General features: G+C 52.8%; 9 protein-coding genes. 6 read left to right on the forward strand and 3 right to left on the reverse strand.

Going from position 1 to position 12,853, the window contains the following annotated elements; genetic code table 11:
* The first annotated feature begins 5 nt into the window (after positions 1 to 5).
* Positions 6 to 1,409 (forward strand): argininosuccinate lyase, encoded by a 1,404-nt coding sequence (gene argH, locus L2Y54_RS00430; protein WP_236499071.1) that lies wholly within the window; start codon positions 6 to 8, stop codon positions 1,407 to 1,409.
* Between the two features lie 86 nt (positions 1,410 to 1,495).
* On the opposite strand, the gene lspA is transcribed toward argH, so the two are convergent.
* Together lspA and ileS are read right to left on the reverse strand one after the other, a co-directional pair.
* Complete coding sequence (gene lspA, locus L2Y54_RS00435; RefSeq protein WP_236499073.1) at positions 1,496 to 2,017, reverse strand: signal peptidase II; 522 nt, start codon at positions 2,015 to 2,017, stop codon at positions 1,496 to 1,498.
* A complete protein-coding gene (ileS, locus tag L2Y54_RS00440; RefSeq protein ID WP_236501974.1) occupies positions 2,010 to 4,829 on the reverse strand; it encodes an isoleucine--tRNA ligase in 2,820 nt (939 codons plus the stop codon). The genes lspA and ileS overlap by 8 nt, the downstream gene beginning before the upstream one ends.
* Positions 4,830 to 5,023: 194 nt before the next feature.
* Between ileS and L2Y54_RS00445 the strand changes: the two genes are divergently transcribed.
* From L2Y54_RS00445 to hflX, 5 genes are all read left to right on the forward strand, one after another.
* Entirely contained in the window at positions 5,024 to 6,934 is a 1,911-nt protein-coding gene (locus tag L2Y54_RS00445; protein WP_236499075.1) for a PDZ domain-containing protein, read from the forward strand.
* Entirely contained in the window at positions 6,934 to 8,832 is a 1,899-nt protein-coding gene (mutL, locus tag L2Y54_RS00450) for a DNA mismatch repair endonuclease MutL (protein WP_236499077.1), read from the forward strand. The genes L2Y54_RS00445 and mutL overlap by 1 nt, the downstream gene beginning before the upstream one ends.
* On the forward strand, positions 8,832 to 9,758 hold the full coding sequence (gene miaA / locus L2Y54_RS00455) for a tRNA (adenosine(37)-N6)-dimethylallyltransferase MiaA (protein ID WP_236499079.1): 927 nt from the start codon (positions 8,832 to 8,834) through the stop codon (positions 9,756 to 9,758). Before mutL ends, miaA begins: the two co-directional genes overlap by 1 nt.
* A gap of 158 nt (positions 9,759 to 9,916) precedes the next feature.
* The gene (gene hfq, locus L2Y54_RS00460) at positions 9,917 to 10,147 is read left to right on the forward strand and encodes an RNA chaperone Hfq (RefSeq protein WP_028490436.1); all 231 of its coding nucleotides are present in this window, start codon (positions 9,917 to 9,919) and stop codon (positions 10,145 to 10,147) included.
* 34 nt (positions 10,148 to 10,181) lie between these two features.
* Positions 10,182 to 11,462 carry a ribosome rescue GTPase HflX gene (hflX, locus tag L2Y54_RS00465; RefSeq protein WP_236499080.1) on the forward strand — a complete coding sequence of 427 codons (1,281 nt, stop codon included), beginning with the start codon at positions 10,182 to 10,184 and terminating at the stop codon, positions 11,460 to 11,462.
* Positions 11,463 to 11,500: 38 nt separating this feature from the next.
* On the opposite strand, the gene rho is transcribed toward hflX, so the two are convergent.
* Entirely contained in the window at positions 11,501 to 12,760 is a 1,260-nt protein-coding gene (gene rho / locus L2Y54_RS00470) for a transcription termination factor Rho (protein WP_236499081.1), read from the reverse strand.
* Positions 12,761 to 12,853: the final 93 nt, after the last annotated feature.

Raw genomic sequence — 12,853 nt, forward strand, 5'->3', positions numbered from 1 at the left:
AACTCATGAGCCAACAACAATCAGACAGCACCAAGGACAAACCTTGGGGCGGACGTTTCAGCGAATCTACCGATGCCTTCGTTGAAGCCTTCACTGCATCCATCCCCTTTGATAAGCGCCTGTACCGGCACGACATCCAAGGCTCTCGTGCCCACGCCCGCATGTTGGGTAAAACAGGCTTATTAAACACCATTGAAGTTGAACAAATCCTGAGTGGATTGGATGAAATCGAACAATCCATCGAAACAGGCGAATTGGAGTGGAAAATTTCGCTGGAAGACGTTCACATGAATATCGAAGCCCGCCTGACCGACCGTATCGGCATTGCTGGCAAGAAACTACACACAGGACGTTCCCGCAATGACCAAGTGGCCACCGACGTGCGCCTGTGGCTGCGCGATCAGGTCGACGGCATCAGTCACGAATTGCGCCGCCTGCAACGCGCCTTGGTCGACCTTGCTGAACGCGAAGCGGACACCATCCTTCCCGGCTTTACCCACTTGCAAGTGGCGCAACCGATCACCTTCGGGCATCACATGCTCGCATGGTTTGAAATGTTGCAACGCGATTTCGAGCGCCTACAAGATTGCCGCAAACGCATCAATGTCATGCCCTTAGGTGCAGCCGCCTTAGCAGGCACAACCTACCCTATCGACCGTGTTTACACCGCCGAATTACTCGGTTTTGATTACCCGGCACGTAATTCGCTGGATGCAGTCAGCGACCGTGACTTCGCCATTGAATTCACCTCAGCCGCTGCCCTAATCATGATGCACTTGTCACGCTTCTCCGAGGAATTGGTGTTGTGGACATCCGCGCAATTTGACTTCATCCGCCTACCGGATCGTTTCTGCACCGGCTCATCCATCATGCCACAAAAGAAAAATCCAGACGTACCGGAATTAGTGCGTGGCAAAAGCGGGCGTGTTTTTGGGCATTTATTCGCCCTGCTAACCCTGATGAAAGGCCAACCACTGGCTTACAATAAGGACAATCAGGAAGACAAAGAACCGTTGTTTGACACCGTGGATACTCTGCTGGGTAGCCTGCGTGCCTTCGCTGACATGATGCCGCACGTCCAACCCAAGCCGGAAAAAATGCGCAAAGCGGCGATGCAAGGCTTCTCCACCGCGACCGACTTGGCGGATTACCTAGTGCGCAAAGGCTTACCATTCCGCGATGCGCACGAAGTTGTCGGCAAAGCAGTCGCGCTGGGGGTCGAAACCGAACGTGATTTAAGCGAAATGCGGCTGGAAGAGTTGCAAGCGTTTTCCGACACCATCACCGATGATGTGTTTGCTGTGTTGACGTTGGAAGGTTCGGTTGCTGCGCGTAACCATCTGGGCGGCACAGCCCCGGCGCAAGTAAAGCAGCAAGTGCAAGTAGCACGGGCATTGCTGTCGTCTTGAACTAAGATTTACAGGATTAGCAGGATGGTGGAGACTCTTCAATCCTGCTAATCCCTAAATCCTACGAATCTTAGTTCAAAACAGTGCTATTCAATCTGGTCAGAGGCAAACAAACTCAAAAACACCAGCAAAATCGCCCCACAGGTAATCGCTATATCCGCCACATTAAAAATGGCAAAATGATAATTATCCATCACAAAGGGAATATCAAAATACACATCAATGAAGTCAATAACCTTGCCGTATAGCAAGCGATCAATCAGGTTGCCAATGGCACCGCCCAAGACAAGGCTTAAGCCCACTGCCGCCCAAATCTGCGTTTTTTTCAGCTTACGCAGCCAGTTGACAATAAAAACACTCACCACTATGGCCAATATCGCAAACAACCAACGCTGGATGCCGCCCAAATCGGACAAAAAGCTAAACGCCGCGCCCGTATTGTACGCAAGTGTCATATTCAAATGCGGAATTACCGCAAACGGCTCCCCCATTTCCAAATTGGCTTCTGCCATCCACTTGGTTAACTGATCGACTGCAACCACCACAGCCGATAACCACAACCAACCTAACATTCCGGTATCAGCGGAAAGCGAACGAAAACTACGCATATTCGCGCACCTCCCCAGCACCTTCAACATTATCAATGCAACGCCCGCACAATTCCGGGTGTGCGGCATGACTACCCACATCCTCACGGTGATGCCAGCAACGGGTGCATTTGCCATGCGCAGAACGGGAAACTTGCACAAACACCTGATCCAAGATTTCCACCGCATCGGCTGGCACTGCCGCCAAATCGTGCAAATGCACCGCAGACGTAATCAGCACAAAACGTAATTCGTCACCCAATTTCAGCAAGGGATCGGAGTTCACTTCCGGGCTGCCTTTGCGGTAATAAATCGCCACCTCAGCATCCAAGCTCGCGCCAATCTGACCGGCAACCCGCACCTCTTCCAGTTGCTTGCTAATCAACTCGCGCAGGGCAAAGACATAACTCCACTCACTGGCGGACAGCTTATCGTTAGCATCCAGCCTAAACAGCCCGTCATACCACTGGGTAAACAGCACAAAGTCCTCAGCTTTTTCACCCGGCATACTCTGCCAGATTTCCTCAGCCGTAAAACTCAACACCGGATACAACCAACGCACCATCGCATTCAAAATATGCCAAGCGGCGGTTTGCGCCGAACGCCGCCCCACACTCCCCGCCTGCATGGTGTACTGCCGGTCTTTGGTAATATCGAGGAACAAACTGCCCAATTCCACCGTGCAGAAGTTCAGCACTTCCTGGGCAATCAGGTGGAAATGGAAATTATCGTAAGCCGTCAGCACCTTATCCTGCACTTGTGCCGCCTGATCCACCGCCCAACGGTCTAACGGCAGCATCTCGGAAGCTGCGACCAAATCGGTTGCTGGATTAAAGTCGTTCAAATTTGCCAGCAAGAAACGCGCGGTGTTACGAATACGGCGATACGCATCCGCCGTGCGTTTGAGAATTTCATCGGAAACCGACATTTCCCGGCTGTAATCGGTCGACGCTACCCACAAACGCAGGATGTCCGCGCCCAAAGAATCCGTCACCTTTTGCGGCACGACGATATTGCCCTTGGATTTGGACATTTTCTCGCCCTTACCATCCACCACGAAACCGTGGGTCAAGACAGTGCGGAAAGGTGCCGCGCCGCGTGTCCCAATCGCCGTCAACAAGGATGACTGAAACCAGCCACGGTGCTGGTCAGAGCCTTCCAAATACACATCGGCAGGGAATTGTAGGTCGGCACGGCGTTCGAGTACCGATGCATGGGTGACGCCCGAATCGAACCACACATCCAGCGTATCGCTCACCTTATCGTAGTGCGGGGCATCGTTACCCAACAATTCTTCTGCGCTCAGGCTGAACCACGCATCAATACCGTGTTGCTCAATCCGCTGCGCCACCGCTTCAATCAGCATCGGCGTTTGCGGGTGCAATGCGCCGGTTTCCTTGTGAATGAACAGCGCAATCGGCACACCCCAAGTGCGCTGCCGTGAAATACACCAATCGGGGCGGTTTTGCACCATCCCCTCGATCCGCGCTTTACCCCAATCGGGAATCCACTTCACGCCTTGAATCGCTGCCATCGCTTGCGGGCGCAAGCCATTCTGCTCAAGGCTGATAAACCACTGCGGGGTGGCACGGAAAATCAATGGCGTTTTGTGCCGCCAGCAATGCGGGTAACTGTGGCGCAACTTATCCGCTTTCAGCAACTTGCCACGTTCCGTCAGCACTTCCAAGACATGCGGATTGGCTTTATGAACCGATTCACCCGCAAACAATTCGGTATTCGGCAAGAAACAGCCGTCGTTACCCACAGGGTTATCCACCGGCAAGCCGTATTTCAAACCCACCACAAAGTCTTCCTGACCATGACCGGGCGCGGTATGCACCGCACCTGTACCCGCGTCGGTGGTCACGTGATCACCCAAAATCACGGGGACTTGCCGTGCGTAAAACGGATGTTGTAACAGCAAACCCTCCAGCTTATCGCCAGTACAGCGGGCAATAATGGCGTATTCGCTGATCTCGGCACGTTGTAACACAGACTCATGCAAGGCATCAGCCACCAGCAAACGCTCAGCAGGCGTTTGCAATACCACGTATTCCAGTTCAGGGTTCAGTGCCACCGCTTGGTTGGCAGGCAACGTCCAGGGTGTGGTTGTCCAAATCACCACCGACAAATCACCTTGCCCCGTCGCGTCGGGCAAACGTTTCAGCACTTCTGCCTCATCCGCCACCGTAAAGCGCACATCAATCGAGAACGAGGTTTTATCGGCGTATTCCACTTCCGCTTCCGCCAACGCCGAGCCACAATCGGTACACCAATGCACCGGCTTTGCGCCTTTATGCAAATGCCCGTTAGCCGCAATCCGCCCCAAGGCACGTACAATGTCAGCTTCGGTTTGAAAATCCATCGTCAGATAGGGGTTTTCCCAATCCCCCAACACGCCCAGACGTTTGAAATCCTTACGTTGCAAATTAATTTGTTCCGCCGCGTATTCACGGCACGCCTTGCGGAAAACCAATGCATCGACCTTATCGCCCGCTTTGCCAAGTTTTTCTTCGACTTTTAACTCAATCGGCAAACCGTGGCAGTCCCAACCCGGCACATAGGGCGCATCAAAACCGCTCAGGGTTTTGCTTTTAACAATAATATCCTTGAGAATTTTATTAACAGCATGACCAATGTGAATCGTACCGTTCGCGTACGGCGGGCCATCGTGCAGAATGAATTTCGGACGACCTTGTGCTTTCTCACGCAATTGTTGATAAAGCTGGCGATTCTCCCAGTCTGCCAGCATCCCCGGCTCACGTTTTGCCAAGTCGCCGCGCATCGGAAACAAGGTGTTCGGCAGGTTGAGAGTGTGCTTGTAGTCCGTCATCATTCGATCCTATTGTCTTCTTGAGGCGTGTGCCATGCGGTAAGTGCCGAAGAATACCAAGTTTTACCCTAAAAACCGATAGATTACCGTCAGATTAAAGTGTTTTCACTCGACCGACGGATACGCTATAGTCCTTTAATTATTTATGCCTCTCGATTTGGGCTGTTATTATTTTCAATATGGGACTCCAAAAAATGCGCCAAACAACTCTTATTACTAGCACATTCCTATGCCTTGGCTTAGCCATTTCACCTAGCTTACTGGCTGAAATCAGCCTTAACCCACCGGTTTCACCCTCAGCTACCCAAGCCGTAACGCCTGCGCCAGCGGCTCCAGATACCGCGACGCCAGAAACACCCGCACCGGCTGCCAGCTCAGTTGAAGCCAGTTCCAATACAGCCCCACTCGAAGACGAAGTAATCACCACGCCTGATGGTTCGGATCCGCGAGCTAAAATCAAAGACGCCGTTGTCAAAGTCCATGTTGTGCAACACACTTACGATACGCTATCCCCTTGGAACTCCGATTCGCAAAAAGGTTCTGGCTCCGGTTTGATCATTGATGACAACCTGATTTTAACCAATGCCCACGTTGCTTCTGACGCCACTTTCTTGGAAATTCAACGCCATAGCGAAACCAAGCGCTATGAAGCCGAAGTTGTCTACATTTCACACGAGTCCGACCTAGCGATTTTACGCACCAAAGACGCCACTGCTTACAAAGATGTTACCCCGCTGGAACTGGGCGATCTGCCTAAAATGCAACAATCCGTCGAAGTTTACGGCTTCCCAATCGGTGGTAACACGCTCAGCGTGACCCGTGGGGTAGTGTCACGTATCGAAAAGCAAAATTACGTGCATACCGGTGAAAACCTGATTGCCGTGCAAGTTGACGCCGCGATTAACTTCGGCAATAGCGGTGGCCCGGTTATCTCCGATGGCAAAGTCGTCGGGGTAGCCATGCAATCGGGGTTCCTGACCGAAAATATCGGTTACATGATCCCCACCCCGATTATTCGCCATGTATTAGCCGATGTGAAGGATGGCAAAGTGGATGGCTACGGCTTCCACGGCTTCCTCGCCCAGTCGATGGAAAACCCGGCGATGCGCCGTAAATACGGTCTGGGCGACAATCAAACCGGCATGTTGGTACACAAGGTTTACAAGAACTCCCCGGCGGATGGCAAAGTGCAAATCGGTGACATTATGACCGAAATTGACGGGCACAAAGTCGAAAACAATGGCACTGTCGAATTCCGCCCCGGCGAATTCATCGACCATACACACTACATTGACATGCACCAGATCGGCGAAAACATCACTTTCAAAATCTTGCGGAATGGTCAAGAGCAAGTCATTAGCCTGCCACTCGACAAGCCGGGCAAAGAATACTTACTGGTAAAACCAAATCAGTACGACAAACAACCCACCTACTTCATTTTCGGCGGGCTGGTTTTCATGCCGCTGAACCAAGACGTGATTGATAGCCTAGACGGCACACCTGCACGCATCGGCGCACTGACTTACGAATCCCCTGATGAAAAGCGCAGCGAAGCGGTGGTTCTCACCAAAGTGCTACCGGCGGACATTAACAAAGACTACCACCACGACCGCAGTTTGCTGATTGAAAAAGTCAACGGTGAAAGTATTCGCGACTTTAAGGATTTCTACCAAAAAATACAGTCATCCAACGTCGATTACATTACCTTGGAAACGTCAGACCACTATCAGTTGGTGATTGACCGTAAAGAAGCGATTGAACGTCAGCCGAAGATTCTGACGCAATACGGGGTGAATGCCGACCGCTCCAAAGACTTGCAAGCCATCGCTCAAGCACCAGCGCCAGCAGCGCCCGCCGTATCCGAAGCAGCGCCACCGGCAGCAGCAGTGCCACCAGCAGCGACTCCCGCTCCGGCAGTACCAGCGACGGCAGTTGTGGTGCAACCAGCACCTGTTGCAGTACCAACCACACCCGTTGCCACGACACCCGCGCCCATCGCTGTGCCACCACAGCCAATGATGCCGCAACCCGTGATCCCGCAACCGGTGCTCCCACCGCAAGTGGCACCGCAAACACCACCAGCCGCTGGCAGTACCCAACCCTAATGCCAATACGCCAGCTTCCTGCCCATCTCATCAACCAAATCGCCGCTGGCGAGGTGGTTGAGCGCCCCGCGTCGGTGGTCAAGGAATTGCTGGAAAACGCGCTCGATGCGGGTTCAACCCGTATCGAGATCGACATCGAACAAGGTGGCAGCAAACGTATCCGCATCCGCGACAATGGCAGCGGCATTCCGCATGAGGAATTAGCCTTAGCCCTAAGTCGGCACGCCACCAGCAAAATTGCCAGCCTTGACGATCTGGAACAAGTGCGCAGCCTCGGTTTTCGTGGTGAAGCCCTGCCCAGTATCGCCTCGGTTTCACGCTTAATTCTTAGTTCCCGCCACACTGATGCACCCCAAGGGTGGCAACTGTTTGGGGATGGACAAGAAGTATTCGACGCGCCCGAACCCGTGGCACACGCCACCGGCACGACGGTGGATGTAGTCGACCTGTTTTTCAACATCCCCGCACGGCGCAAATTTCTCAAAACCGAAAAAACCGAATTCGGGCATATCGAAGACATGGTGCGTAAAATCGCCCTGAGTCGCTTCGATGTCAGCTTTGAACTCAATCACAATCAAAAAAACGCCCTACGCTTACGCCCGGCGGAAGATCGCAGCGGTGCAGAACGGCGCATTGCCGAGATTTGCGGCAGCACGTTTGTCGAGCAAAGCGTGTATCTGGACTACGAAGCCGCTGGCTTGCGCTTGTGGGGTTGGGTTGGCTTGCCCACCTTTTCGCGCTCGCAAGCGGACCTGCAATATTTCTACGTCAATGCCCGCAATGTACGTGACAAACTGATTACCCATGCCGTGAAACAAGCGTATCAAGACGTGATGTATCACGGGCGACACCCCGCTTTTGTGCTGTTTCTGGAATTGAACCCGCAATTGGTGGATGTGAATGCACACCCCACCAAGCAAGAAGTGCGGTTCCGGGAAGGGCGGCTGGTGCATGATTTTTTGTTTCGTACTTTGCATCAGGCGTTAGCGGATATTCGACCGGGGGATGAGGGAACCTCACCCCCTAACCCCCTCTCCTTGACAGGAGAGGGGGAACAAGAGCAGCCTGCTTTTCCTCCTCCTTTTCCCTCCCCCTCTCCTGTCAAGGAGAGGGGGTCGGGGGGTGAGGTTCCGCGTGGCGACTACGCCACTTATCAGCCGCGCTTACAGATGCCCGTGCGTGAACAGATGGCAGCTTATCAGCAGCTCTACCAGCCGGTTGTGCCACTGGACAAAGATGTCGGGCTGAAGCCCGACCTACAACCAGAACGTAGGTCGGACTTCAGTCCGACAATCCCCCCCCACGATGATGATATGCCACCACTGGGCTATGCCATCGCGCAGCTCCACGGCATTTACATCCTCGCGCAAAACGCCAGCGGCTTGGTGGTAGTGGATATGCACGCCGCGCACGAACGCATTACCTACGAATACCTCAAGCAAAGCATGGCAGCCGATGCCCTGCGCTCGCAGCCACTGCTCGTGCCCGCCAGCCTCAATGTGAGCCGCAAGGAAGCCGATTACGCCGAACAACACGCCGACACCTTCCACACCCTCGGCTTTGAGCTGGATCGCATGGGACAAGAAAAACTCACCATCCGTGCGGTTCCCAGTTTGCTGAAAGAATCCGACACCGAAGCACTGGTACGTGACGTACTCGCGGATTTGATCACGCACGGCGCAAGCAATCGCATTCAGAATGCCATGAATGAAATCTTGGCGACGATGGCTTGCCACGGCTCAGTCCGCGCCAACCGCAAACTCAGTATTCCTGAAATGAACGCACTCTTACGTGACATGGAACGCACCGAACGCAGCGGGCAATGCAACCACGGTCGCCCGACTTGGACACAAATGTCGCTGGAACAAATCGACAAACTGTTTCTGCGAGGTCGCTAATGCACAAAGCGATCTGCATTATGGGACCAACGGGCACGGGCAAAACCGACCTTGCGGTAGCATTACGCAAACATTTTCCTGTCGAAATCATCAGCGTCGACTCTGCCCTCGTGTATAAAGGCATGGATATTGGCAGCGCCAAACCCGATGCCGCCACCCTAGCAGAAGCACCACACCGCCTGATCGACTTTCTTGACCCTGCACAACCCTATTCCGCCGCCGAATTCCGCACCGATGCGTTGCGTGAAATGGCGGACATTACCGCAGCCGGACGTATTCCGCTGTTGGTGGGCGGCACAATGCTCTATTTCCGCGCCCTCGAATACGGTCTGTCGGAATTGCCAGAAGCCGACCCTGCCATTCGCGCACGGCTGGAAGCGGAAGCTGCCACTCACGGCTGGCAAGCGCTGCACGACCGTTTAGCCCGCATTGATCCTGTGGCAGCGCAACGCATCCACCCCAACGACCCGCAACGCCTGCAACGCGCTCTGGAAGTCTTTGAACTGACAGGAAAATCGTTAACCGAATTGCAACAAGCGGCTTGGCATGATGCCTGCCCTTACCAATTATTAAAAATTGCCTTGATCCCCGAAAATCGGGCATGGTTACACGCACGTCTTGCACAACGCTTCGACCAGATGTTGGCACACGGCGTGGTTGACGAAGTACGCCAACTCTTGATGCGCGGCGACCTAAATACCCACCTGCCCGCCATAAGAGCCGTGGGTTATCGGCAAATTTGGGATTATTTAATTAATGAAATAGACTACAATCAAATGCGCGATCGTGCTATTGTCGCTACACGGCGGCTTGCTAAACGTCAAATGACGTGGTTGCGATCCGAGAAAGGCATTATTAGTTACGATCCCCAAGAACTTAACCTTTCATCGGTCATCAGCAACGCTTCAACGTTTATTGGCGGATGAACGGATACGTCCGACAAACTGGCATTCTGGTGAGACGATAGAACTGATAAGCTTTTAGGCGTCGAAGGAAACAAGCGACTGGCTCACGACCACCCCCTAGCTTTAGGTGTGAGACCATAACAACCACAAACCCGAGAATATTTTTTTAGGAGAAGCTCATGTCGAAAGGGCACACATTACAAGAACCCTTCCTTAATGCTCTGAGAAAGGAACGGATTCCTGTCTCGATTTACTTGGTCAACGGCATCAAATTACAGGGTCATGTTGAATCATTTGACCAATTTGTTGTTTTGCTGGGGAATACCGTCAGCCAATTAGTCTACAAACACGCTATTTCCACGATCGTGCCTGCTCGCCCGATCAAATTGGCATTAGCACCAGAAGAATAAATCATTCTACTGAAATCATCAGGAAGGTTGCCGATTGGAACTATTTGAACGCCCCGGCGGCGGTGAAAATGCCGTGCTCGTTCAAATCAGTTTCAATGCGGCAAAAACGGCACAAGATGAAAAGGAATTCATCGAATTGGCGGATTCGGCTGGCGCTCAGGTAGTCGGATTCGTTAATGGATCGCGCCAACGACCTGACCCACGTTACTTTGTGGGCACAGGTAAAGCCGAAGAAATCCGGCAGTTACGTGAATTACGTGACGCTAATCTGGTTATTTTCGACCATTCCCTTTCCCCTGCCCAAGAACGTAACTTGGAAAAATTACTGGAATGCCGTGTCATTGACCGCACGGGTTTGATTCTGGATATTTTCGCCCAACGCGCTCGCAGCCATGAAGGCAAACTTCAGGTTGAACTCGCGCAGCTCAAACACTTGTCTACTCGACTGGTACGCGGCTGGACGCACCTTGAACGCCAAAAAGGCGGCATTGGGATGCGCGGTCCTGGTGAAACCCAGTTAGAAACTGACCGGCGTCTGATTGCCGAACGCATTAAACAAATCGACCGTCGCTTGGAAAAAGTCCAAAACCAACGCGAACAAGGTCGTCAATCACGCAAAAAAGCCGAAATCCCCACCGTTTCACTGGTTGGCTACACCAATGCGGGCAAATCCACCTTATTCAATGCGCTGACCCACGCGGGGGTTTACGTGGCTGACCAACTGTTTGCCACTCTTGACCCGACCTTGCGCCAAGTGCAACTGCCGAATCAACAAGAAATTATTCTCGCCGATACCGTGGGTTTTATTCGTTATCTGCCCCACGATTTGGTGGCGGCGTTCCGCTCGACGTTACAAGAAACCATTGACGCTGACTTGCTGCTACACGTTATTGACAGCCACGACGAACAACTGGAGTTGTTCCGCGAGCAAGTCAATAACGTCATCGCCGAAATTGGGGCGGAGCATGTGCCACAAATCGAAGTCATGAACAAAATCGACCTCGGTGGCTTAAGCCCGCATATTGAGGAAAGCACCGGCACGAACCCTACCCGCATTTACGTGTCCGCCCAGAACAATCTAGGGCTGGATATATTGCTGGAATACTTAGGGAGTTACTTTGCCGGACACATGTTCCAAGGCGATTTGACACTCAAACCCCAACACGCTCGCTTACGCGCCAAGCTGTACGCTGACAAAGCGATCCAGCAAGAAAACATCACGGATGACGGCAACTTCAGCCTGAAGATACTGATCGACCAGCGCAGACTGGAACAATATTTGCGCGAAGAAGGGTTGGCGTTAGACGATTTGTAACAGTCGTAGGGGCGGTTCATGAACCGCCCCTACCGATATTACCCGCGACGCATCACGTCGAAGAATTCACTATTCGTTTTGGTCTTGGAAAGCTTGTCGAACAGCAATTCCATTGCATCCAGATCATCCATGCTGTGCAGGAATTTACGCAACACCCACAGGGTTTGCAGTTCGTCTTGCGTGGTCAGCAACTCTTCGCGACGGGTGCCGGAACGGTTAATGTTAATCGCCGGGAATACACGCTTCTCGGAAATACGGCGATCCAGATGGATTTCCATATTGCCCGTGCCCTTGAATTCTTCGTAGATAACCTCGTCCATTTTGGAACCGGTATCAATCAGCGCGGTGGCAATAATGGTCAAGCTACCACCTTCTTCAATATTACGCGCCGCACCGAAGAAGCGTTTGGGGCGATGCAAGGCATTCGCATCCACACCACCCGTCAATACCTTGCCAGACGACGGCACCACGGTATTGTAAGCCCGCGCCAAGCGGGTAATGGAGTCCAGCAAAATCACCACGTCGCGCTTGTGTTCGACCAGACGCTTGGCTTTTTCGATGACCATTTCGGCAACCTGAACGTGACGCGCTGCCGGTTCATCGAAGGTCGAAGACACCACTTCGCCTTGCACCATGCGTGACATTTCCGTCACCTCTTCCGGGCGTTCGTCGATCAAGAGCACGATCAGGTAACTTTCCGGGTAATTAGAGGCAATGCTCTGCGCAATGTTTTGCAGCATAATGGTTTTACCGGCCTTCGGCGGCGCGATAATCAAACCACGCTGACCTTTACCAAACGGCGCTACGATGTCGATAACGCGGGCAGTAATGTCTTCACGGCTGCCGTTACCACGCTCCATGCGCATCCGTTTATCGGCGTGCAGCGGGGTCAGGTTTTCAAAGGCAATTTTGTTACGCGCACTTTCGGGCGGCTCGAAGTTAATGGTGTCAACTTTCAGAAGTGCAAAGTAACGCTCACTGTCCTTCGGCGGACGAATCTTACCCGATACCGTATCACCGGTACGCAGACCAAAGCGGCGAATCTGGCTGGGGGAAACGTAAATATCATCCGCCCCAGCCAAATAGCTGGAATCATCGGAACGCAGGAAACCAAAACCGTCTTGCAGGATTTCCAGCACGCCATCCCCGTGGATGTCAACGTTGTTGGCTGCATTGGCTTTCAGCAAGGCAAAGATGATGTCTTGTTTGCGGGTGCGAGAAATGCTCTCGATTCCCATGGCTTGTGCCATTTCAAAGACTTCGGCGGCAGATTTCTTTTTGAGTTCAGACAGGTTCATATAGTGATGAATTTGATGGGGATAGTAGGTGTAAACAATCAGGAAGCCCCTGCTCGTGCTGTGTTTCTCAATCGGAAAGCGTGGCTGAATGCC

It is taken from the genome of Thiothrix winogradskyi (assembly GCF_021650935.1).
Taxonomy (GTDB): domain Bacteria; phylum Pseudomonadota; class Gammaproteobacteria; order Thiotrichales; family Thiotrichaceae; genus Thiothrix; species Thiothrix winogradskyi.

Excerpts from the sequence above, each read along its gene's own strand:
- argH (WP_236499071.1), top strand. The coding sequence starts at position 6 with ATGAGCCAACAACAATCAGACAGCACCAAGGACAAACCTTGGGGCGGA.
- L2Y54_RS00445 (WP_236499075.1), top strand. The coding sequence starts at position 5,024 with ATGCGCCAAACAACTCTTATTACTAGCACATTCCTATGCCTTGGCTTA.
- rho (WP_236499081.1), bottom strand. The coding sequence starts at position 12,760 with ATGAACCTGTCTGAACTCAAAAAGAAATCTGCCGCCGAAGTCTTTGAA.
- mutL (WP_236499077.1), top strand. The coding sequence starts at position 6,934 with ATGCCAATACGCCAGCTTCCTGCCCATCTCATCAACCAAATCGCCGCT.
- hfq (WP_028490436.1), top strand. The coding sequence starts at position 9,917 with ATGTCGAAAGGGCACACATTACAAGAACCCTTCCTTAATGCTCTGAGA.
- miaA (WP_236499079.1), top strand. The coding sequence starts at position 8,832 with ATGCACAAAGCGATCTGCATTATGGGACCAACGGGCACGGGCAAAACC.
- ileS (WP_236501974.1), bottom strand. The coding sequence starts at position 4,829 with ATGACGGACTACAAGCACACTCTCAACCTGCCGAACACCTTGTTTCCG.
- lspA (WP_236499073.1), bottom strand. The coding sequence starts at position 2,017 with ATGCGTAGTTTTCGTTCGCTTTCCGCTGATACCGGAATGTTAGGTTGG.